Source organism: Aminobacter sp. Piv2-1 (genome assembly GCF_037625995.1).
Classification (GTDB): Bacteria; Pseudomonadota; Alphaproteobacteria; order Rhizobiales; family Rhizobiaceae; genus Aminobacter.
In genome coordinates, this window is the sequence record NZ_JARKMU010000017.1 from 1 (window position 1) to 24052 (window position 24052).

The following is a 24052-nucleotide window of genomic DNA, read 5'->3' on the forward strand; positions in this document are numbered from 1 at the left end:
GAACGAAACCGACACCCCAAAATGCGCCGCGGCCGCGCGGCGTGAACGGCCGGCCTCGACATAACCGACAACACGTTCCCGCAGATCCATCGAATAGGGCTTGGGCATCGCAAATCACCTCCTGCCGGAAGTGAATCACCAACGTTGCCTCAACGGAATCCCTCTTGATTCAATCTGAGCGTCCGCCGCTCTAGAAGTGTACTAGAAAGCCAAGGACGATCCGACGGATGTCAAAGCCGAAGAATTCGACATCTCACGGCTCTTCAGCACGTCTATTGTGCATCGGCTTTCCCAGAGCCCTTGGCCAGCTCCAGTGTCAACTTTCAAGGCGTGACAGGATTCAACTCGACGGCCTGGATAAGGCCGTTGGCCTAACGTCGGCTTTGTCAGTGTCTTGGCCAGAAACGGACAGGCTGCAGTCGGCCCCTGAGCCGTCACTCAGCCGTCCTAAGCTCAAGTCACTGGCGGGCGGTCCGCCACCAGCTTGCTGCGCGCTTCTCCGAGCACTTAGGGACATCCATAGTGACCCCTGAACCGGTCGCGGTAGAAATGATATTCTTCTGCGACCTGCCACGACAGCGCCGTGCCATCGCCTGCTCTGGACGCTTCAAACACAAATGCCCGGCTGGCTTCCAGGGGCACTTGGGGCGCTGCGTTGGCGACACCAGCCATTTGGCAAAGCACCGTGGGCATGGCGATCATCGTTTTCAGCATGCGTCAACCTCCTTCTGTCTCGACTAAGGTTTCGGGCGCAGCGTAAGTGGCGCTTAAGAGTGCGGATGCCGGCTACGTCAGCGGCCCCTGTAGGCCGTGCGCCGTCTCACATCCGTCCGGGGTGAAATGCAGAAAGCTCGCCTGTGGTTGATAGGCGGGCCTCCCTATCTGGTAGTTGTCGCAACTGCGATAATCATGCCATTTGGTTAGGCATGCTCCTTGCGGCGCCCACCCTTTTTACGGTTCCCACAGGTTCGAATGCTCGGACTGAACTTCTGTACTCTCCTTGCAGCGAGTGGGGATCGTGAACGCCCCGTCGTGTCGGATTGATCGGTGCCGGCAAGTTCGGCGTTACACACCAGATCGAATGAGCGCTGGCCGGTTTCACCGATCGTTACGACCAGTCGCGAAATTGAACACCAGCGGATAGCTGATTGCCACTCAAGCCCGTTCCAGCATTCGCAGCTCGCTCGGCAGCACGCCGAGATGATCGCGAAACGTCTTCGAGAAATGCGAGGACGAGACGAAGCCGCAGGCCACGGCCACATCCATGATCGGCATGTCAGTAAGTTCGATCAACTGCCGTGCCCTTGCCAATCGCAGGGCCAAATAGTGCTGGAAGGGAGTGCGTGATAGATGGCGTTCGAAAAGCCTCTCGATTTGCCGGCGCGAGATCGCTACACAGCGCGAGATGTCCTGCAGCGACAGCGGATCCTCCAGATTTGCTTCCATCAGCTTGATGATCGGCAACAGCCGCTTTCCGGCCCCGCTGTAGCGCAGGCCCGGCGGCACTGACTGGCAGCTGGCGCCGTCACGCCACCGATCAGCAGCCACATGCTGGCAGATGCTGCCAGCGAGGCCAGCGCCCGCCCGCTTCTGGACCAAATCCATGGCGAGATCGAAGGCGGCGAACTCTCCGGCACAAGTGACGATGTGTCCATCTTGGACAAACAGTGCATCATCGACCGCAATATCTTCGAACGTTTCGGCGAGGGCGGCCATTCGTCCCCAGTGGATGGTGCAGCGCGCGTTGCGCAAGACAGATGCATCTGCCAGCAACCACGTTGCGGTGCCGAGCGCGTAGATTGGGGTCCTGGCGCGCACTATTTGGCGTAGACTACTGCGCAACGCGGCACCGCCGAACCTTTCGACATTTTCGCCGGCGCACATAACCAGGCTGACGTTCGTATCTAGGTCTTTTGCTGCATCCTCAAGTCGCCCGGCCACCCCTACCAACACACCGCTCGCGCATCGAACGGGTCGGCCGTCCAGGCTGATGATCTTCCAATCGAAGACAGCGGAACGCGTCAGCGAATTGGCTAACCGCAGTGGCTCAAGAAACGACGCAAGGCAGAGCTGGGAAAAGCCAGGCATTACCAGGACAACGAATTCCGTCAGCGGCGTCGGGTCGGGAAGCTTGGCTGAGACATTGGCGTCCTTTAGCGGCACTGCTGCGGAAAATGCCGCATGCTTGTTCGGCGCGTTCATGCGTTTCTCCTGATGCGTTAAAGTCGGACACTACGCGACTGCTTGCGCGATCCTGTTCGCGCTTCGCGTTTGGGCCAGCTGGCGCGGCCATTTCCGCCCGCACCAGCCTTTTTGAACGAAAGCGAAGCGCACGCTTTCGTCCGTCTACAGTCAATTACATTGTCGCCAGCCAATGGGAGACCGCCACGACCACAACAGCGCCGGCAAGCGCCAGATAGGGCAGCATGCCGGCCTTGGTGGCGACCCCCTCTTCATGCCCCAGGTGCATGTCTTCTTTCATGGCAGCGGGAAAATGCCCCTTGTCCTGGATGTAGTGACGGAACGCGAAGACAGGCAGGATGAGCGACGCGAAGAACAGTCCGGTCACCAGTGTCCCCTCGCCCCAGACGTCGGCACCCATGCCGAGGAAGACGAGGTTGACGTAGCCGAGCAAGGTGCCAGCCGCGAGCAGCCAGTTGGGCGCCCGGAATGGACGCTCCCAGTTGCTGCGGTCGATACGATGAATCCACCCGGAGTTCAGGTTCATGAAGATGAAAATGATGTAGCCGACATTGGAGGCCGCCAGGATGAAGACGATGTCCGACAACAGAAGCAGCATCAGGTTGAAGCCGAGATCGGTCCACATCGCGCGGGTGGGCGCTCCATGTTCGTTGACATGGTCGAGGTAGCGCGGCAGCCAGCCGTCGACGGCACCTTGATACAGCGTGCGCGACGAGCCGGCCATCGCCGTCATGATCGACAGCAGCAAGGTGCAGACGAGCATCACCACGATGACATTGGTCATGACGCCGCCGGCATGGACCATCGCCGCCATCGCCTTGGCCACGCCCATGCCGCTGTAGATATCAGGTGCGAGCATGCCGTCGAGCCCGAGCGAGCCCTGGAATGCGAGCGGGACGAGGATGAAGATGGCGAGGCAGAAAAGGCCTGAATAGAGCAGCGCCTTGAAGGTGTCGGCGGCAGGGTTCTTGAACTCGCGCGTGTAGCAGACCGCCGTCTCGAAGCCGTATGTCGACCACGCCGCCATCAACATGCTGCCGGCGACGACCACCACGCCCGGCCAGTTCCAAGCACCGTTGACGACGTTGCCACCCGCATCGTGGGTCAGCGGAACGAAGGGCGTGAAATTTGATGACACGACGTCGCCGGTGAAGAGCGGGACGATGCCGATCAGCACCAGCGGCAGCAATGACGAAACGGCGAAAATCTTCTGCAGCTTTGCGGTCGACAGGATGCCGCGATGCTGAATCGCAAAGACGACCAGCATCAGTACGAAGCCCAAAAGGAAAGTCGAGTTGATGCGAAGCGTCAGACCTGTGCGCAGCCATCCGAGATCGACGAGTGTGATCTGCCAGGTATTGACCACCGAGTCGGCGGGAAACAGGACGCCGAGGATGTAGCCGGCACCGAGACTGACGCCGATTGCCAGAACCGGCGACCAGGCAAACCAGTTGCACCAGACCGAGATCGGCGCGAGCAGCTTGCTGTAGCGCACCCACGCGATCGCTCCGTAGACCGACGCCCCGCCCGACTTGTGCGGGAACAGGCTGGCGATCTCGCCATAGGTAAAGGCCTGGATGAACCCGATGACGATCGAGGCAGTCCAGATCGCCACTGAAATGTTGCCTGCGGTCGCAGCGATTGGCCCGATGGTGAACAGCACCAGCGCCGGCACGCCGCTGGTGACCCAAAAGGCGTCAACCCAGGTCAGGGATCGTATCAGTTTGTGGTCCCGGTTTGCGGGGACCGACACAGCTATGTCCGTCATTGATTTTCTCCTCCCAGAGCTACGCCGGCATTTTGATTGCCATGGTCGGTGAACCCTCCTCACGGCTGTCGGCAGCGCTTTTATTAGTATTGCGCTACGATTAAAGCAAGGCGAATGCTGAAGATCAGGGGCGGCACGGCATGGATTTTTTCAAGGGGAAGCGCGAAAAGTTTTTTTGTCGGCGATCGCCAACAACCCCACGAGAGCGAGCGATCCGCAAGGCACTCCACCTAATTAACTGATAATAATGGCTTATTTTTCTAACTCGGTTCCTGACTGCGCGCTCCAGACGGTCGCAACCCAGTCACCGCGGTCATGAACGGCCGCACTCGGCAACCAAAATGCCACTTGATATTATCGTATTTCCATACTATTTACGGCGCCACATGGTTGATCAATGGCGGAAATGTTCCGCAGCTCGGCGTCATGTGGAATAACGGGAGGAAGGAATGAAATTGTCGGTCACGAGGAGTGATCTCGACGAGACCGTTAGCTCGCTCGTCGGAAACTTCTCCATAGAAGCTCTACCGAAAGATACGCAGAAACTTGACGACCTTCGGGATCATCTTCCGGCGGGAACGCGCGTCTACGTTGCCTACACGTCGGGCTCGACCTCGGAGATCGTCGACGCTGCCGAAAAGCTCAGGCATCAAGGCATGGAGCCGGTGCCACACATCCCCGCGCGGCGCTTCTCGAGCCATGATGAACTTAGGGAGTTCCTCGGCAAGCTCGCCGCACGGGCCGCGGTCAAGCAGGTCCTGTTGGTTGGTGGTGACGTTTCGCGACCTGAAGGCCCATACGCCGCTTCGTTGGATGTGCTGAGGACAGGCATGCTGGAAGGCCATGGCATCGAGGCTGTCGGTCTGGCTGGACATCCTGAAGGCCACCCCGCAGTCAGCCGCGACGAGCTGCGCAACGCCCTGATCGACAAGTGCGAATATGCAGACAAGGCCGGCCTGGAGGTGTCGCTTGTCACGCAGTTTCTGTTCGACACGGACAAGCTGTTTGCCTGGCATGCCGATTTTGTCGAAAAGACCGCGCCCGGGATCGCCGTAGACGTCGGTTTGCCTGGCCTCGCCAAGATCACCACGCTCATGCGTTTCGCCAAGGACTGCGGTGTTGGCGCTTCGCTCGGCATGCTGACGCGCCACGCCGGTCGCGCCTTCAAACTGGCGACATCCTTCTCTCCCGAAGACACGCTGCTCGACCTCGCCGGCGGTGTGCATAAGGCTGGGCGACCAATCTTCCGCTCAGTTCACTTCTATCCGTTTGGCAGTTTCGAGCGGACCGCCGATTGGCTTCGCGTCTTGCGATCGCAAGGCGCGGTGCACGATCCGCGGGATCTGGCCGAGGCGCTCTGACCTCAGTCCGGCATTTCTGCCCAATCACCAAAAACCAAAGTCGTCATCAAAGGAGGAACCCATGACGGACAATCTCACGCGCCTTGTCGTTTCAGCCCATGAAGAACCCGGCTGGGACTATGGCACCATCCGCAGCCCCTATTCTCGCTTCCATGTCGCCAATGGCGCAAAGTACTGCGTCTACAACAATCGGCTGATGCCGGTGTCGCAGAAGATCGACCGCCTTGACGGTTACTGGGCCCTGCGCACCAAGGCCGGGCTGTTCGATACCGGTGAGCGCCCGATCCAGATCAAGGGGCCGGATGCCGCCAAGTTCTGCAACCGCGTCTTCACCCGCGACTGCGCCAAGCTGAAGCCGGGCCGCGCCGGCTACGGCCTGCTCTGCTACCCCAACGGTACCATCCTGTGCGACGGCGTCTTGATGCGCCTCGAGGAAGACAATTACTGGTACGTCCAGGCTGACGGCCCCGTCTTCTCGTGGTTCATTGCCCATTCGCAGGACCTTGATGTGGAGATCTCCGACCCTGACTCCTGGGCCACCCAGATCCAGGGCCCGGCCTCGCTCGACATCCTTGCCAAGCTCAGCGATACCGGCGTGCCGGCCGAATTCAAGTACTTCGCCGTGGCCAGGACGACGATCGGCGGACAGCCGGTCATCCTGTCACGCACCGGCTGGACCAACGAGATGGGGTTCGAAGTCTACACGCTGCCGAACGGTGGCAAGTTCGATGGTGCGGCCATGTGGGAGCGTTTCCTTGCCGCCGGCAAGCCGCACGGCATGGAAATCTGCGCGCTCGACACCATGGACATCCGCCGCATCGAGGGTGGAATTCTCAACAGCGGTTCGGACATGGACGAGACGATGACCCCGTTCGAGGCCGGCCTCGGCGCCTTCGTCGACCTCACAAAGGACGACTTCGTCGGCAAGGCGGCGCTGGCCAAGGCAAGCGGCACGAACCGGGTGGTCGGCCTCAAATGCCCCGGCGGTGAACCGCTGCGCCTGGGCGCGGTTTCGGTCGGCGGCAAGAAGGTCGGCTTCGTCACCGCCGGCGCCTGGTCGCCCTATCTCAAGCAGGGTGTCGCCATCGTCCGCCTCGACAAGTCCATGGTCGCGGGCACGGCGGTCGAGGTTCTCTGCCGGGACGGCAAGTCGCATGCCGCACTGCTCGACGACATGCCGCTCTACGACAAGGAAAAGAAGATCCCGCGCGGGCTCGAGCCCAGCATCCCCGTCCAGCACGCGGCCGAGTAAGTTTGAAAGCGTCGGCCGGACGTTGCTCCGGGCGATCCCTGCAATTTTCGGACCGTGGGCGGCAGCTGCTGCCCACGGTCCGTGTCTTTTCAGCAGTTCAAATTCACGAGACCACATGTCCCGAGCGCAGCGCCACCCACGCGGGAAGGTCGTAGCCTGCCGCACACTGGAGCTGCGTTCCGAAACCGGGTATTGCCAAATTATGCCGCAGGCTTCAGCATCCGACGGCTTTTATGCTTTGCGAGGCACCGCAAGATGCTTTCGCAACCTGATTGCGCATGAGGAATATTTGAAATGCCAAAATTGGGCATGGCGCCCATTCGCCGGAAGCAGCTGATCGATGCCACCTATCTGGTGCTGCATCGCGAGGGCATCGATAACCTGACGCTCAAGAAAATCGCCACCGAGGCAGGGGTCGCCACCAGCATCATCACCCACTATTTCGGGACCAAGGAAGCGCTGATCGCCGAGACAATGTCGGATCTAGTCGGCTGCCTGCTGCGGGAGGTCCGCGACCGGCGCAAGCAGGCCAAAAGCACGATCGACGAGATCGTTGCGATCGTCGACGGCAATTTCGCGCCCTCGCAGGTGTCCCCCATGGCCGTGTCGGCTTGGCTCTATTTCTGGAGCCGCGTCCCTTACGATCCAGCTTTCGATCGCATGCAACGCCTGTGCGATTATCAATTGCGCAAGTACCTTGCCAGGTCGCTGAAGGATCTGGTGTCGAAAGAAGAGGCCGCTGATATTGCCGAGACCATCGTCTGCCTGTCCTACGGGTTCTGGCTGCAATTTGCGCATCGCCAGGGCGAATTCGACGTCGCCCGCGCCCATCGAATGGCACTCCAAGTCATCGAGGCCCGTATTCAAACTGCTTGGCAGAAGAACCTCCACCTCACGGAGCGGACAACTCTGACAGGGTGAACACCTTGCTGTTGGACGGATCCGGCCATGATGGGTCCTCCGAACTCATTCAGCCTCGTTTTGACGCGGCACATATCTTCGTGCTGAGCAGAGAGCCAAGGCAAATCCAATCGACCATTTACAAAGAAACCTATAGCTCCTGGTTCGGGAACGGGTCGGCTACGGTTCGCTAGGTCCTTCGCTGCATGCGCCACGGCCTACATATGAGCTGGTAGAAATATCCCGCCAGCACTGCACGCCCAACCAAAAGAAACGCTCCGATCTCGCAGCGAGATCGGAGCCAATATGTGGGTCGGCGTGTTTGCGGCAGCCTAATCTTCCTGCCGCCTGGCAATCAGGCGCCCCATGAGAGGACTGCTTTGAGTTCACAATAATCGTGAATGCCCCAACCGCCATATTCGCGCCCGTTGCCAGAATGCTTGTAGCCGCCATAGGGTGCGAAGAGGTCCCAGTCCGGATCGCCCAGATAGGGGTTGTTGAGATAGACGTGCCCGACCCGCAGGCGGCGGGCGATGGACTTCGCTTCCTCGTGCGGCCCGGCAATATAGGCGGCCAGGCCGTAGACGGTGTCATTGGCCTGCTCAATCGCCTCCTCGACCGAGTCATAGGGCTGAATTGCCAGAACCGGTCCGAAGATTTCCTCCCGCGAGATGGTCATGGTATGCAATACGTCGCCGAAAACGGTGGGGCGAACGAACCAGCCGCGTTTGAGACCGTCGGGACGGCCTAGGCCGCCGGCAACGAGGGTCGCGCCTTCGTCAATCCCGGCCTGGATATAGGCCTGAACCTTGTCGAACTGGATTTTCGAAACAAGCGGCCCGATCGCCATCGTCTCGTCACGGGGGTCGCCAACCTTGATCGCGTCGGCGACTTCCTTAGCAATCTTCAGCGCCTCGGCGTGCCGATCACGCGGCACGAACATCCGGCTCGGGGCGTCGCAGGATTGGCCGGCATTCGACATGACAGCGGTTACGCCACCGGCCACGGCCGTGGCCAGGTCAGCGCCAGGCAGGATGATGTTAGGGCTCTTGCCGCCCAGTTCCTGTGCCACGCGCTTCACCGTGGGTGCGGCGGCGGCGGCAACGGCGGTGCCGGCGCGGATCGAGCCAGTAAAGGACACCATGTCCACTTCGGGATGTTCCGACATGCGCGCGCCAACCTCAGGCCCAGATCCGTGCACGAGGTTAAACACGCCGGCCGGCACGCCCGCGTCATGGCAGACCTGCGCGAAAAGCGTGCCAGATATTGGCGAAATTTCCGAGGGTTTCAGCACCATGGTGCAACCCGCGAGGAGAGCAGGCGCTACCTTGAGAACAATCTGGTTAACTGGCCAGTTCCAGGGCGTGATCATGGAACACACACCGATGCCCTCATAGAGGATCCGGGTTTTACCGCGACTATGTTCCCAGACCATCTCCTCGGCAGCCTGGATCGCGGCCTCCAGATGCGCCTTTCCGGACCAGGCCTGCGCATTCCGCGCCCAGCTGATCGGCGAACCCATTTCGGCCGACATGACCTGCGCAAACTCTTCCTGCCTGCCATCGTAGACTTCAAGAATCCGCTTCACCAGCGCAATACGTTCCTTGACAGGCGTGTACGTCCAGCCGTTGAAAGCGGCACGGGCAGCCAAAATAGCGCGGTCGGCATCCTCACGGTTGCCCATCGCAACCTCGCAAAGGATTTCCTCCGTCGCTGGGTTTTCGACGGCCAGCCGATCCCTCGAAACGGGATCGACCCAATCGCCGTTGATATAGAATTTCAGCATTGTGGAGGGGATCATAAGCAGACTCCTGAACATTGGAATTCGGTAGTCGCATTAAATAGTAAGGGGCCGGAACGGAGAAACCGTTTAATCTCGCTCCGGCGTTCAGGGAATCTATATGTTCGGACAACAAAATGGAGAGTCACTTCAGCAAAGCGCGACCGCTCTGCCGGCTGGTAGAATCGTGAAACCCTGCTGTCTTCGAGCTGCCCTCAGCGCGGAGATGCAGCCAACGATCCGCTCGCTTCGGCTGTCACCCATTTTACGAAAGCGGCCACCTCGTTGCGCTTTAGGGCCAGTTCGTTGACCACCAGATCATAGCCTATGTCGGTCTTCACACCGCGCTGAAACGGGTTAATCAGCAGGTTAGCCTGAATCAAGTCATGCAGGATCGGCCGACTGCCGATGATCATGCCCTGGCCAGCAATCGCCGCCTGCACTGCCAGATTATAGTCGCTGAACTGCATGCCGCCACGCGGATGGATGTTTTCCGCGCCCATCTTGGAAAGCCAGTGTTCCCAGTAATTCCACTTGCGCGTATTTTCGGCCCAGCTGAATTGCGAGAGGTCCCAGCGCAGCAGCTCGACATGTTCAAGATGTTCCAGCTCCGTGATACGCGGTGGGCCTTCTGCAAGCCGAGGGCTACAAAAGGCGCAAAGCTCTTCATCGAACAGTCGATAAGATCGAAGCGGGCCATGATCTTTGACACCAAACCGGATGCCCACATCGGCTATGCCGTGATCGAGATCGACGATTTGTGGCGTTGAGTCGATCAGCACATCGAAAGTCGGATTGGCTGCCTTGAAGCGTTCGAGCCTTGGAACTAGCCAAGAGGCGGCGAACGACGGCGTAGTGGACGCTACCACACGCTGGCGACCACTCATGGCCCGCATCCGCTCGACCGTATCCGCGATCTGACGAAACGGCAGCGACAGGCCTTCGCGGCCGACGACACCAGTGGCTGTGAGTACGAGCTTGCGCCCTTTTTTCTCCAGCAGCGGACCGCCGATGGCCTCCTCCAGTTTTCGAACGAGCTGGTTTGCCGCGCCAGGGGACACATGCAGTTCCTGGGCTGCTTTCCGATAATTAAGGTGCCGGGACACGGCCTCGAATGCGCGCAGACCGTGCAGGGACGGGAGCCAGTTACTCATGATATCGCCCAGTAGGTCGCATATGTGCGAGTCTGTTAGCGCCGCAACATTGGGAGCTTGACGGGCGGCAGACCCGGCCAGCCTGATGGTGACGTCCCAGGCGGAAGGATCTCAATAAGCGATGCATATCATCTATATAGCTTCCATCGTCGGATATTCCTCCACATCCGAAAACAGCCAGCTACCCTCCCGTTACTGCGACTTCGTTCGCCACCTTTCGGCACATTAAATGATCAGCCGATGTGCGCAACCACCGGCACAGGCTTTCATCTTTCAGAAGCCTCGTTCGCCTGGTCGAGCCTTCACGAGGTCGTCCCCAGTCGCCTTTTCGTGCCGGCCTACGGAGAAACGCGACGTAGAGACAAACCCGGTAGCGACGGTCACATCGACGATCGGCAGGAGGAAAAGCGGAGCAGTTCGTGGATCGTGTCCAACCGCAACAAGGCTCCATCGCGGGTGCCGACACTCAAGGTTTCGATCGCCATGTACTGCGCGAGATCACGCCCGAAATAAGCGTACATACCGAATTCGCGCGACGGCCCTCAAGTGGAGGTTGCACTAACGGGCGACCGAAAGCTCCCTAGTATTGAGAATGGCAGACGTAATCCGAAACCACCGCGACACCCTTCGGCAAAACAAATGTCACTGTTATCCGGTCAGTGCATTTCGAACAGTCTTAGACCATTCATAGTGCCACGGTGCGCACCGGTTTGCCGGGTCTCTGCTGCAGCCGCCAACCTGGGTCCTGATAGGTCGCGACCTCAATCGGGGATAGCAGCCCCTTGCCCAATACATGATCGGCTCCCTTCTCACCGATCATGATGGTCGGTGCGTTGAGATTGCCGTTGGTGATCGATGGCATGATCGAACTGTCGATTACGCGCAGCCCGTCCATTCCATGTACACGTGTTTCAGGATCGACCACGGCCATCGGCTCTCGACCCATCTGGCAGGTGCCGCAGGGATGATAGGCCGTCGCCGCATTCCGTGCGACGAAATCGTCCATTTCATCATCGCTGCGCACATCCGGCCCAGGCAGTATTTCGGGACCGCGATAGGCGTCGAAAGCCGGCTGGGCAAAGATCTCACGGGTAAGCCGAATCCCGTCACGGAACACCTGCCTGTCATACTCGTCGTGAAGATAGTTGAAAAACAAACTTGGGGCTTCGCGGGGATCTCGCGATTTCAATTTCAGCTGGCCCCTGCTCTTGGGTTTTCCGGGAATGACATGCGCCTGAAATCCATGGCCCTTGAATGAGGACGAACCGTCATAGGCGATGGCGCCGCCCAGCAAGTGATACTGGATGTCTGGATAGGGAATTCCGGCGCGGCTCCTGATATGCCCATTGGCTTCCAAGTGATTGGAGGCCCCCAGCCCGGTTTTAAACAGCAGCCATTGCAAACCGATCCAGGCTTTGCTCACCGGGTTCAGTACTCCGTTGAGCGATATGGGCTGCGTGCATTCCTGTTGCATCCAGATTTCGAGATGATCGTGTAGATTGGCACCCACGCCCGGCAGGTGATGGACGACTGGGAGGCCGAGCTGCTGCAAGTCCTGGGCAGGACCGATGCCGGACAGCATGAGAAGCTTTGGCGAATTGATCGGCCCCGCGGAGACAATGACTTCCCGCCGGGCCTTCGCCCGCATCGTTTCACCTTCGCCGCGTGAATATTCGACGCCCACCGCACGGCGTCCATCGAGCAAGATCTTGTGCGTCAGCGCATGGGTCACAAGCCGAAGATTGGGCCGTTTCAGGCTGGGTTTGAGATAGCTGTTGGCCGTTGACCATCGCACGCCATCTTTGATCGACATGTCCATGATGGCGAACCCCTCTTGCATGTAGCCGTTGTAATCGGCGCCGACGGGATAGCCCGCCTGCCGTCCGGCCTCGATAAAGGCGCCATAAAGCGGGTTGCTCATGAGCGCACGAGAGACATGCTGCTCGCCATTTTGACTGCGATAGGCGTCTGCACCCCGCACATTATGCTCGGCTCGACGAAAATAGGGTAGGACGTCTTTGTAAGACCATCCCGTCGCGCCGCCCTCATGCCAGCTCTCGAAGTCAGCTGCATTGCCCCGAACCCAGACCATGCCGTTGATCGATGACGACCCACCGATCACCTTTCCTCTCGCTTGGTGAATGCGTCGTCTGGCCAGCCCCGGTTCGGGTTCGGTATGGAACCCCCAGTCGAACCGTTCCATGTTCATGGGGATGGACAGCGCCGATGGCATCTGGATGAACACGGAATTGTCCCATCCGCCGTGCTCGAGGATCAGAACTTTTGTGTCCGGATTTTCCGACAGGCGCCGTGCCAACACCGATCCAGCCGATCCGGCTCCGACAACGATGTAATCGTACTCTTCCATCTCGCTTCCCGCTGTTTCCGGCTCTTCAGAATCGCGCGGCATGCCGGGCGGTTACCGCCACGGCTTCCGACATTTGACTATCGCGCCAGTAAAGATGCTTCCGCTACGTCGACGGGGCTCGAGGCCGCCGTGCGTTTCTAGATCCGGATTCGCTGCCGCAACCGATCAAGAAACACCGCCGCCACGATGACTACACCGAGAACCACCTGCTGAAGGAAGCCGTCGATGCGTGTCAGGTTCATGCCGATGGACAAGACCGAAACCAGGAGTCCGCCGAGAACGACGTGACTGACGCGCCCCTCACCGCCGCGTAGCGACACCCCACCTGCCACGGCAGCGGCGATGCTGAGAAGCACGAGTCCCGCGCCCGTGCTGGGCTCACCGGTGCCGGTGCGCGCCATCATCAGGATGGCGCCGATCGCAACCAGGATAGAGCAAGCCACATAGGACAGCATTGTGAAGCGCCGCCATGGCAATCCGCCCACCTCTGCGGCTTTCGGGCTCGAGCCGATGATATAGAGACTCCGGCCAAAAACTGTGCGGTTCAGCACCAGAGACGAAATCAGCATGGCAGCCAGGCAGATCGCAACGGGCGGCGGCACCGGGCCGAATAGGGACCCGTTCTGGCCCAGCAAGCCAGTCAGCGCTGGCGGAAGGTCCATCACCGGAAAGCCGCCCGATATGGTGGTGGCGATCCCGAAGGCAACACCCTGCGTGCCGAGCGTCACCACGAAGGGATTAATATCGAGATATGCTACCAGTGTCCCGTTGATCACCCCCGCGAGCACGCCCATCGCGATTGCCGCGCAGAAGCCGACAAGCAGCGACAGCGCCACGGAACCTTCTCCGCCGGGCGCGATGGCCACGATCAACATCGCGGTCGCAACGCCGATCGCCGACACTACCACGCCCAACGAAAGATCAAATCCACGCACCAGCAGCACGAACATCTGGGCCAGACCCAGTACGATGAGATAGCTCGACTGCTCGATGATATTGAGAGCGTTGTCGAAGGTCAGGAAGCGCGGCTCCATCAAGCCAAACGCAATGCACAGCACGACGAGGATGATTGGCAGGAATCCGTAGTTCGCCAAAAAACGCAATGCCGCCTGTTTTGAGCCGCCATTCTGAATACCATTGGCCGAAACCAGATTTGTCATCGCCGAGCCCTCCGCGATTGGAGACGGTCAATGCCGACCGCCAGGATAAGGACAACCCCAACCACGATGGCCTGGAGCTTGCTGTCGATTCGCATCAAGTTGAGGCCATTGTTGACGAGCGCCAGGAAAAGTGAGCCAAGCGCAACCATTTCAACCCTTCCGACGCCGCCACGCAGCGACACGCCGCCGATCACCGCAGCCGCGATACTCTCCATCATCATATTGCCGCCAAGCGTTGCTTCACCCGAACCGACTCGCGCGGTTAGAAGCACACCCGCCAGTGCCGCGAATGCACCACACGCCGTATAGGTAGAAATGACGATCAGATTGACCGGCACGCCAGACACCCTTGCCGCGTGCGGATTGCTGCCGATGGCGTAGACGTAGCGCCCGTAGCGCGTCCAGTTCATCAGCCACCACATCACGATCAAAACGAAGGCTGTGAAATAGATGATGGCGGGAAGGTTGAGGAAGTGCCACTTGGCGAAATCACGCGTGAAGAGCTCCGGCATCCCATAGATCGGCACACCTTGGGTCAAATAGAGTGCCAGGCCTGAGGCGATCGAGAGCGTTCCAAGCGTGACCATGAAGGGATTAACCTTCATCAGCGCCGTGACGAGCCCATTCATCAGGCCGACGGCGGCGCCCGCGACAATCCCCGCAGCACCGCCCAGGGCAATGACCAGAAGTGGCGAGTCGGGCATAACGATCAAGAGGGCAGCCATGGACAGCGCCGCAGCCACGCTGGCGAAAGCGACAACCGCACCGACTGCCAAATCAAAACCGCCAATGATGAGAACGAGCATCTGTCCTGTCGCAACCAGCATCAGGAACGAGGCGTTACGGAGGACATTGATGAGATTGCCGGCGCGCAGAAATTTCGGCTCAACAATGCTGAGCAGGACGAACAGCGCGATAGCGACGATGGGCAAAAGTCCAATGGCCAGACCACGGTGCCCGTACCATGTGGCAAATCGCGTTTGTTGCGTGAGAGCGGGACTACCGGTCATACGGCGTTCCTCCGTGCAGGGACCTCGGGAAGGGCGTGATCGCGTTCGAAGAAATGTGCGAGGATCGTTGCCTCGTCGATCGACTGGCCTGACAATTCCGCGACAATAGCGCCTCGCTGCATCACGTACGCCCGGTTCGACAAATGGATCACCTCCGGCAACTCCGAGGAGATCACCACCACTGCGGCGCCCTGTTCGGCCATGCCGGCGATCAGCTTGTAGATTTCCGCCTTGGCGCCAACGTCGATGCCGACCGTCGGTTCATCAAAGATATAGACCGAGATTTCGCGCGCCAGGCCGCGGGCCAGCATGACCTTCTGCCGGTTGCCGCCTGAAAGGAATTCGACGCGCTTTTCAGGATCGGCCGGCGCGAGCGCCAGCTTGGCGATCATGGCAAGCGACTGAAGGCGCTCCTGCTGGAGGCGCAGGAAACCGCGCACCGCGATCGGTGGCTTGTCGAGAGCAGTGAAGGACATATTCTCGCGCACCGGCCGGCCTAGTGCCAGCCCTTCGGTACCACGGTCCGATGGAAAATAGCACAGGCCGCTACGCAACATCTGCGCCGGCGATGGCGAGCGGATTTGGTTCCCATCAAGATGAATGGTGCCTGATGCCAGATCCTTCAGGCCGAAGATCGCACGCGCCAGTTCGGACTTGCCACAGCCGACGAGGCCGGCAATCCCCACAATCTCACCTGCACGAACCTGAAAGTCGACGCCGCGTACCAGCCCATCGACGGTGCTGAGCCCGGTGGTCTGCAGCATCACCTTGCCCGGGCGATGGCTGATAGTGGGAAACACGGCCCCGACCTGGCGGCCGGTCATCATTTCGATCAACCGGGTCTCGCTGACTTCTGCGGCGGCCACGGTGCCAACGAGGCGGCCATCGCGCAGCACGGTAACCCGATCGGCGAGCCGCTTGATTTCCGCCATTCGATGCGAAACATAGATGATCCCAACGCCTTTGCGTTTGAGATCAGCGATAATCTCGAACAGACGCTCTGATTCACGTTCGGTCAGCGAGGCAGTCGGTTCGTCGAGAATGAGCACCCGGATGTCGTGCAGCAGCGCCTTCGCAATCTCGGTCATCTGCTGTTGGGCGCGTGAAAGGCTACCCACCAGGCCGTCGAGCGGCAGATCGAAGTCGAGGTCAGCAAGCAACTTGCTGACCTGGCTACGCATTTCGCTCTTCTGTAACACGAAGCCGCGGGTGCGCTCCCGACCAAGAAATAGGTTTTCCTCAACCGTGAGATCGGGCGCCAAGCTGAATTCCTGAAAGACCGGACAAATTCCGATTTGTCGCGCACGGTGCGGGTTCAGGTCTGTCAGCGATCCACCATTGTAGGCATATGTGCCCGCATCGTGCCTGTGCGTACCCGCAATGACATTTATCAACGTCGATTTTCCGGCGCCATTCTCGCCGAACAGCACATGGACTTCGCCGGCACGCAGATCGAAATCGACGGAACTGAGCGCGATGACGCCGGGAAACCGTTTCATGATGCCGCGCATTTCGATCAATGGCGGCGAGGGAAGAGTTAGGGTCACGACATTTCTTTCGAGATTTACCAGACTAGGTTCCGGCCGCCGCGGCATGTTCGAGGCGGCCGGACTGTACTGTTTGTGGGAGCAACAGAAGGCGTCACTCTACTGTGTAGGTCACATTCCAACCCGACGGCGGGCTGAACTTCGTCATGTCGTTGTTTTCGATGAAAGTCTTGTCGATCCAGACCGGCGGCATGCGCAGTCGCGCGGGTACGGTTTCCCCTTCCAGCACTCGGATCGCCAGATCCATCGCCACCGCCGATTCCACCGTCATCGGATTGGAAGCGAAGCCCAGAACGTCGCCATTCTTCACGCCCTGCATCGCGCCTTCGGTCAGATAGAAGGCGGCGATCACGACTTTGTCCTTCTGCCCCACCTGATCAAGCACGTCCGGGGCCACCTCCGCCATGACTGGCACGCCGACATAAGCGTCGATGTCGTCATAGGTCTGGGCTACGTCCTCGACCAGCTTCAGTTGCTCGGCCTTGCCGGTCTCGCCATACTTCAGCTCGACCACTTCGACGCCAGTGCCCTTGAATGCTTCCGCCCAGCCGCGAACGGCCTGCTCCGCCCAGCCAGCACCGGCAACGCCGGCGAAGTTGATCACCCGCGCCTTGTCCTTGCCATGGGCCTTCAAGTATTCAACCAGGGCCCGGCCGGCGACACCGGCATCGACGTTGTAGTCGCCGAACACTGCGGCATCCAGTTCCACGCCGGAGATAGGATTGCCGACCGCGACCACCTTGACGCCCTTGGCGCGCGCCTGCTCGATCTTGGGCTTCAAGGCACCTTCCGAGATGGCCGAGATCAGGATCGCGTTGGCGCCCGACGTGATACAGTCGTCAAATTGCGAAAGCTGCTTGTTCAGTTCGGTGTATCCACCAGCTTGGAACAACGATGCCTTGACGCCCTGCCGCTTGGCCTCGGTCATTGCGCCATAGGCGATGCCGACCCACCAAGTGTCTTTCAAATGCGGGAGCAACACGCAGATGTTCCATTTGCGGCTCGGCGGCACGAGGCGGGGCGTATAGTCATACGTCTCCACCTTGTCGCCGACGATCTTGTCCGCCGAATTCGGCCACCATGGCTTGGCGTCCTCCGCCAGGGCAGCACCTGCAGTTGATGCCAGAATGCAGGAAACGGCAGCGACTTTCAGCGTGCCTTTCAAAAACTTCATGATTATCCTCCCATTATGCCGTGTTGACCGTGAGACGGCAAAGCCGGAGCCTCGAATTGGCGAAGCACTGTGCAGCACCGCTATTCTGAACGAAACTCGGCTGTGACCGCTTAGCCTTCCTCCCGAAGGCGCAGCCCGTCCAATCTTGTTCCAGCGAATATTTGGCTTTGGAGGAACAAGATCGGGAAGAGTATGCCGAACGAAACCGTGCGAAGTAAACGCGGATAATCTGATCCAGTCGTTTAGAGAAACTAAACGATGCGCTCGCCTCGGATGTCTGAAAGGGCGTGGCTCTTCCTAGATTGATCGAACCGCTTTTGCCTGTTACGGAATGATCGGTGAGTTAGAAATTCTATCTAACGCGAAGAGATAATCCCGTTTCCCCTTCCCCGCACATTTTTCTAGAACCGGAAAGGGTCTCGCCGGCCTTTATCTGGCCCCGAGACGGTTGATTGCGACGCGATTGCGATACCCGCAGCGTCTAGAAAAAGGGTGGACACGATGCCAAATACTGCACCATCGCACGATCTTGACAGAGTCATTCACGCGCATTCTCACAGCGTGCTGCAGCTTAATACGAAGCGCTTTGACAAATCGCCTTACTTCGACAAATGGGCGACGCCCTCGACCATTTTCGGCATCTACAATACCCGCCTCTATCCGGTATCGTTTGGCGAAGATGTGATCCGCCATTATTGGAAACTGCGCACCGGCATCATGCTGTATGACGTGCCGGAAAAGCCTATCAGCATTCAGGGTCCGGATGCGATCGCGGTTCTGGAACGCGCTTTGACGCGCAAGATCTCCGATATGAAGCTCTGGAAGGCGCGCTATGCCATCGCCTGTACGCCGCAAGGCGGGATCATCATGGATGGCGTAGTCATCCGGCTGGCCGAGGACCATTTCTGGTATGTCCAGGCGAATGGCGGCTTTGAAAACTGGCTGAACCTTTTGTCCGAGGGCATGGACGCCGTTGTGAGTGATCCCCAGTCGCGCGTGCTGCAGATTCAGGGTCCTAAGGCGCTGGAATTCCTCGCCAAGGCCTGCCCAGGCCAGATGCCGGAGAAATTCGGCTACTTCAATGCCGGAAGGTTCAGCTTCAATGGAATGGAAGCTGTGGTCTCGCGAACGGGCTTCACGGGCGAGATGGGCATCGAGATTTATGGAAATCCGGCCAATGATCCGCACAAGTTTTGGGACTACTTGTTCGAAATCGGCAAGGAATTCGACCTCGAGATGGGCGCGGGCGGATCGATGACGCTGCGTCGTGTCGAAGCCGGCATTCTCGACTATGACATGGACATCAATCCGAACACGACGCCCTACGATGTCGGACTTGGCGCGCTGGTCGAGTTCGATGGTGCAAACTTCATCGGCAAGGAAGCGCTTCAGAAGGCTGACAGACGCCAGCGCCTGTTCGGTCTTACCAGCCAGACCGGAATTCCGCGGGTGGGAACCCAGGTATTGGACGGTGGTGTTTCAGTCGCTCGCATGACCATCGGCGACTGGTCGCCCACGCTGAAGAAGGGCATCGGCTACGCGTTGTTCGACAAGCCGGAAGGCGTTGCTGGCGCATGGGTCGGACGGACCCTGAAGATCAAGACCCCTGACGGGCAGATGCATGATTGCAACATCGTTGAACTGCCGTTCCTCGATCCCGAAAAGCGCATCCCCCGCGGATTGGAACAGGGCCTGGTACAGGCTCCAGCCTAACCGCCTTTGCCCCAATGCGGCGTTCGTGCGACACGCATTGACCACTGGAAAAAGAAGCAGGGCGGGATGTCTGTGAACATGCTCGCTCTGCCTGCTCACGCGGTGCACTCATCTGGCGACATTTTTCCAGGCACGTAGTTTTTCACCGCGTAAAAACGAAGATTGTGCGATGACCCGCCCACTTTTGCGGCGAGCACGGTGGCTTCGCGGTTCAGAGGAACTACCGCCTCCAGATCGTTTTTCACCCCGCTTGAACAATCTAGAATGCGGTGTTGCGCGGCGACTCTGATGCGGTATCCGCCACGCAGAGGGAGTTTTGTCGACGGTGATCAGTTCGATTCATTTAGGTGCAAGAGACCCAATTCGTATCAGCGCACATCGCTTTGAAAAGTCACCTTTCCAGAGTTGCTGGCAGCAACCCGACATGCTCATGGGTGTCTATGCCGGACGGTGCTACCCGATCGATGTGGGCGATGACGAGGCTGAAAAGTACTGGCTCCTGCGCCAGAAGTGCGCCCTCTATGACGTTCCTGAACGACCCATCGAAATCCGCGGGAAGGATGTGGTGAGATTCCTGGAGCGGATCTTCGCCCGCCATGTCGCCGACGTGAAGGAGGGTCGCGGCCGCTACGTCATTGCCTGCACCCCGCAGGGCGGCATCTATATGGACGGCGTACTTTTTCGCCTATCCGAAGACAGGTATTGGGTTGTCCAACCCGATGGCGCTTTGGTGCCCTGGTTGATTGCATATAGCGGCGATTTCGACGTAGCGATCAGCGATCCGGCTTCGCGGGTACTCCAGATACAGGGACCGACATCGCGCGATGTGATGCGGGCGGCGACCTCCGGTGCGATCGGCGACGACTTCAAATACTTCCATTCCGGTTTCTTCGACATAGGTGGCCAGAATCTCTATGTGTCGCGCACGGGGTGGACCGGTGAGATCGGCTATGAGGTCTATACGCAGGGCAACGCGACCGATTGCCCACGGCTTTGGAACGATCTTCTCGAGGCGGGCCGGCCCTATGGACTGCAATACAGCACGATCCGATCGATGGAAATCCGCAGGATTGAAGCCGGGATATTGGACAACCTCACTGACTTCGACTGGACGATGACACCCTTCGAGGCCGGCCTCAGCGCCTTTCTCGACCTGGACCAGCCCAATTTCGTTGGCCGGGACGCCTTGCTTGCCGCTAGCAGACTCACCCGGCTGTTCGGCGTGAAATGCGCGGCGGCAAAGCCATCGATGGGCGACGTCGTCTCCTATGCTGGCAAGCCCGCGGGGCGGATAACCGCCGGCGCTTGGTCGCCCTTCCTCAACGTCGGAATCGGCTATGTTCGCTTCGACGAGGCGAATGCCTGGCTCGGGCATGATATGAGCATTCACACGGACGGAACCGATCATCCGTGCAGCATTGTTGCACTTCCATTCTACGATCCCGAAAAAAGGATCCCTCGCGGGCTGGGGTAACCGGAAAACTTGCGGTCCCGCCTACTCAGCTACGCCGAGGACCCGCAGTTGTGCGGGATCGATGGCTTTTGTGTAGAAAAACTGAACAACTACGTCAGAAAATGCAGTTTCTTAACGGCCACCGCCCCGTCTAGTTTTGCTACGATAGGTGCTGGCGGGGCTGATGCTCAGTCATTGGCGTCGCGAAGCTTGGGAGCGAGAGCGTGCCAATCCTTATCCATGACCGTCAATGGAAGGTAGACAACCAACACGGGGCGAAACGCTCCGGCGCATCGCATTCGCTACAATCTGAGCCTAACCGGATACGACATAAACCAATGCGGCGCCCGAGTGACGATCATGAACGGCATATCGTCAAATCCTGCGCTGGCCATCGAGGCCGAGGGAAGTACCGTCACGACGCTCAAAGGCTTGATGGAGGGCGGCGAGATGCATCTGATGCCGCCGTTGCGCGGTCAGCATGGCTTTCAATGCGGAATTTGCGTGCCGGGCGTGGTGATGAGTTCGGTCGACCCGTTGAGGCAAGAGCGCGATCCGCCCCAGGAGGGAAATCTAAGCTATGAACAAGTTGCTGGTGGGCAAACCGCTCAAGCGGGTCGAGGACCAACGACTGTTGAGCGGCAAGGGAAGATATGTGGACGACATCCGAAGATACGGCGAGACATTCGCCGTTTTCGTGCGCTCACCCATTGCCCATGGCGATATCGCCTCCATTGACACGAGCGCGGCACTAGCAGCGCCCGGCGTGCTCGGCGTCTATACCGGCGCGGACATCCTGCGCGACGGCTGGAAATCCATCCCCTGCGGATGGAAGGTGATCGACCGGAACGGCGAGGCACACAAGGCGGTGCCGCACTACGCGCTGACCCCAGACCGCGCCCGCTATGTTGGTGACCACCTCGCCGTCGTCGTCGCGGAAACGCTGGCGCAGGCACGCGACGCGGCGGAGCTGGTCGAGATCGTTTTCGATGAACTCGCGCCGGTGGTCGACCTCGCGACAGCCACCGACGGAGAGCAAATCCACGCCCTCGCCCCGCGCAATCTCTGTTACGACTGGGTTCTGGGCGACGAGGCAGACATCGACAGGGTCTTTGCTCAGGCGCACCACGTCGCCTCTCTCGATTTGGTGAACAACCGGCTGGTACCCAATCCTATGGAACCCCGGGCGGCCATCGCCGAATATGACTCTGCGATGGGCAGCTACACACTGTGGTCCACAAGCCAGAACCCGCATATGCTGCGCTGGATGCTCAGCGATTCCGTGACCGGTATCCCTGAGACGAAGATTCGGGTGATTGCGCCGGACGTGGGCGGCGGCTTCGGCATGAAGATCTACTGCTATCCGGAGGAGACGACATGCCTCTGGCTGGCCAAAAAGGTCGGGCGCCCAGTCCGGTGGACGGCCGACAGGTCCGAGTCCTTCCTCGCCGACACCCATGGCCGCGATCATCTGACAACGGTTCAGATCGCGCTGAACACCGAGGGGCTGTTTCTGGGGCTCAAAGTCGATACGACCGCAAACATGGGCGCCTATCTGTCGAACTACGCCACGAGTATTCCAACCTATTTCTACGCAACGCTCCTATCCGGCTGCTATAAGATTCCCAAGATTTACTGCAATGTACGGGCAGTTTTCACCAATACCTCCCCCGTCGATGCCTATCGTGGTGCCGGGCGGCCTGAGGCAGCCTATCTGATAGAGCGCATCGTCGAGGTCGCGGCGCAGGAGATGAATATCGATGCCGTCGAAATCCGACGACGCAATTTCATCAAGCCTGGCGATTTCCCATACGAGACACCGGTCCATCTGACTTATGACATCGGTGATTACGATGCCTCCCTGGATGAGGCGCTCCGCATGATCGACTATGACGGTTTTGGCGCGCGCCGCGCGGATTCGCTTGCTCGGGGCAAGCTGCGGGGCATTGGTCTCGCCTGCTACATCGAGGCCTGCGGTGTGGCCCCCTCGCAACTGATAGGCAAGATGGGCGCCGGTGCCGGCCTCTGGGAGTCGGCGCAAATTCGTTTCAACGCGACCGGCACGGCCTTTGTGTTGACCGGCACCCATGGACATGGGCAGGGCCACGAGACGACATTCGGGCAGATCGTCGCGGACATGCTCGGCATACCGATTGAGGACGTGGAAGTTGTGCACGGCGACACGAGCCAGGTTCCGATGGGGATGGGCACTTACGGCTCTCGCTCCCTGGCTGTTGGCGGCTCCGCGATCGTACGGGCGGGCGAAAAGGTCATCGCGAAGGGGCGAAAAATCGCCGCCCATATGCTGGAGGCACCAGAAGGCGACGTTGTTTTCGAGCACGGCTATTACATGGTCGAAGGCAGCAACAAGCGGGTGTCGATCAAGGAAGTGGCCAAGCGGGCCTATGTGCCGCTGGATTATCCGGCCGACCTGGAACCGGGTCTCGACGAAACGGCGTTCTACGACCCCGCCAACTTCACCTATCCGGCGGGCACGCATATCTGCGAGGTCGAAATCGACCCCGACACCGGCGTTCTCGAAATCGTCGATTGGGTGGCGGTCGACGATTTTGGAACGGTCATCAACCCGATGATCGTCGAAGGGCAGATCCATGGCGGACTTGCTCAGGGCATTGGCCAGGCGATCATGGAGAATGGCGTCTATGACTCCGAGAGCGGCCAACTGCTGACTGGCTCCTTCATGGACTACTGTATGCCCCGGGCGGACGACCTGCCGAACTTCCGGGTCGGATACACGGTGACGCGCTGTACCCACAACCCGCTGGGCGCCAAGGGTGCTGGTGAGGCTGGAAGCATTGCGGCTCCCCCCACGCTTATGAATGCGATCGTTAACGCTCTTGGCATCCGCCACATAGACATGCCGGCCACGCGCGAGAAAATCTGGCGCGTTGCGCGCGGACGGACGGCAAACGAGACTGAGGGCAAGCAAGCATAGCTTTGACTATCTCGATCCGACGACGCGCGAGGTGGCGGAAAAGCGTCACGCGGCCGAGCAAGCCCCGGCCTTTCTTGCTGGCGTCCAGACGGTGCCGCCACCTGACCTGAAAACGGGTCGACAGACTGAAAGGGACTACCGGGTCCCGTCATCGTGGTCGCGACGACGGCCCAGGCGATCGCAATTCCTCGACCGACAAGCAGGAGGATAGCTTGAGCAACTTGATTGGAACCGATCTGTACCGACCGTTCAGT

At 59.5% G+C, this 24052-nt stretch carries 16 protein-coding genes and 1 pseudogene; 6 read left to right on the forward strand and 11 right to left on the reverse strand.

Translation table 11 applies throughout. The annotated features are described in order from the left end of the window. The 4 genes and pseudogenes from AmiPiv_RS23630 to AmiPiv_RS23645 all read right to left on the reverse strand — a co-directional run. Positions 1-108 (reverse strand): annotated as a pseudogene (locus tag AmiPiv_RS23630) (IS630 family transposase); the annotation flags it as partial. A gap of 399 nt (positions 109-507) precedes the next feature. Next, a complete protein-coding gene (locus AmiPiv_RS23635; protein ID WP_340041494.1) occupies positions 508-714 on the reverse strand; it encodes a protein-disulfide reductase DsbD domain-containing protein in 207 nt (68 codons plus the stop codon). A 441-nt stretch (positions 715-1155) separates the two neighbouring features. Further along, the gene (locus AmiPiv_RS23640; protein ID WP_340041496.1) at positions 1156-2202 is read right to left on the reverse strand and encodes a GlxA family transcriptional regulator; all 1047 of its coding nucleotides are present in this window, start codon (positions 2200-2202) and stop codon (positions 1156-1158) included. A gap of 154 nt (positions 2203-2356) precedes the next feature. Further along, entirely contained in the window at positions 2357-3970 is a 1614-nt protein-coding gene (locus tag AmiPiv_RS23645) for an APC family permease (protein WP_340041498.1), read from the reverse strand. A gap of 449 nt (positions 3971-4419) precedes the next feature. Here AmiPiv_RS23645 and AmiPiv_RS23650 point away from each other — a divergent pair, with 449 nt between their 5' ends. The 3 genes from AmiPiv_RS23650 to betI all read left to right on the forward strand — a co-directional run bounded on the left by AmiPiv_RS23650 (position 4420) and on the right by betI (position 7504). Beyond that, positions 4420-5331 carry a methylenetetrahydrofolate reductase gene (locus AmiPiv_RS23650; protein ID WP_340041500.1) on the forward strand — a complete coding sequence of 304 codons (912 nt, stop codon included), beginning with the start codon at positions 4420-4422 and terminating at the stop codon, positions 5329-5331. Between the two features lie 61 nt (positions 5332-5392). Then, complete coding sequence (locus AmiPiv_RS23655; RefSeq protein ID WP_340041502.1) at positions 5393-6583, forward strand: aminomethyltransferase family protein; 1191 nt, start codon at positions 5393-5395, stop codon at positions 6581-6583. A 294-nt stretch (positions 6584-6877) separates the two neighbouring features. Continuing rightward, the gene (betI, locus tag AmiPiv_RS23660) at positions 6878-7504 is read left to right on the forward strand and encodes a transcriptional regulator BetI (protein ID WP_340041503.1); all 627 of its coding nucleotides are present in this window, start codon (positions 6878-6880) and stop codon (positions 7502-7504) included. Positions 7505-7838: 334 nt separating this feature from the next. On the opposite strand, the gene AmiPiv_RS23665 is transcribed toward betI, so the two are convergent. From AmiPiv_RS23665 to torT, 7 genes are all read right to left on the reverse strand, one after another. Further along, positions 7839-9269 (reverse strand): aldehyde dehydrogenase family protein, encoded by a 1431-nt coding sequence (locus tag AmiPiv_RS23665; RefSeq protein ID WP_340041504.1) that lies wholly within the window; start codon positions 9267-9269, stop codon positions 7839-7841. Positions 9270-9478: 209 nt separating this feature from the next. Beyond that, positions 9479-10417, reverse strand: a complete 939-nt coding sequence (locus tag AmiPiv_RS23670; protein ID WP_340041505.1) for a LysR substrate-binding domain-containing protein — start codon at positions 10415-10417, stop codon at positions 9479-9481. A gap of 685 nt (positions 10418-11102) precedes the next feature. Then, entirely contained in the window at positions 11103-12785 is a 1683-nt protein-coding gene (betA, locus tag AmiPiv_RS23675; protein ID WP_340041506.1) for a choline dehydrogenase, read from the reverse strand. 137 nt (positions 12786-12922) lie between these two features. Next, positions 12923-13945 carry an ABC transporter permease gene (locus AmiPiv_RS23680; RefSeq protein ID WP_340041508.1) on the reverse strand — a complete coding sequence of 341 codons (1023 nt, stop codon included), beginning with the start codon at positions 13943-13945 and terminating at the stop codon, positions 12923-12925. Continuing rightward, a complete protein-coding gene (locus AmiPiv_RS23685; protein ID WP_340041510.1) occupies positions 13942-14955 on the reverse strand; it encodes an ABC transporter permease in 1014 nt (337 codons plus the stop codon). The genes AmiPiv_RS23680 and AmiPiv_RS23685 overlap by 4 nt, the downstream gene beginning before the upstream one ends. Continuing rightward, positions 14952-16502, reverse strand: coding sequence for a sugar ABC transporter ATP-binding protein (locus AmiPiv_RS23690; protein WP_340041513.1), 1551 nt, complete (start codon positions 16500-16502; stop codon positions 14952-14954). The genes AmiPiv_RS23685 and AmiPiv_RS23690 overlap by 4 nt, the downstream gene beginning before the upstream one ends. Before the next feature lie 94 nt (positions 16503-16596). Then, positions 16597-17676, reverse strand: a complete 1080-nt coding sequence (gene torT, locus AmiPiv_RS23695) for a TMAO reductase system periplasmic protein TorT (RefSeq protein WP_340041515.1) — start codon at positions 17674-17676, stop codon at positions 16597-16599. 501 nt (positions 17677-18177) lie between these two features. On the opposite strand from torT, the gene AmiPiv_RS23700 reads away from it, so the two are divergent. The 3 genes from AmiPiv_RS23700 to AmiPiv_RS23710 all read left to right on the forward strand — a co-directional run bounded on the left by AmiPiv_RS23700 (position 18178) and on the right by AmiPiv_RS23710 (position 23798). Next, complete coding sequence (locus tag AmiPiv_RS23700; RefSeq protein ID WP_340041517.1) at positions 18178-19389, forward strand: aminomethyltransferase family protein; 1212 nt, start codon at positions 18178-18180, stop codon at positions 19387-19389. A gap of 325 nt (positions 19390-19714) precedes the next feature. Then, positions 19715-20863 carry an aminomethyltransferase family protein gene (locus tag AmiPiv_RS23705; protein ID WP_340041587.1) on the forward strand — a complete coding sequence of 383 codons (1149 nt, stop codon included), beginning with the start codon at positions 19715-19717 and terminating at the stop codon, positions 20861-20863. Between the two features lie 559 nt (positions 20864-21422). Next, positions 21423-23798 (forward strand): xanthine dehydrogenase family protein molybdopterin-binding subunit, encoded by a 2376-nt coding sequence (locus tag AmiPiv_RS23710; protein WP_340041518.1) that lies wholly within the window; start codon positions 21423-21425, stop codon positions 23796-23798. The last annotated feature ends 254 nt before the right edge of the window (positions 23799-24052 follow it).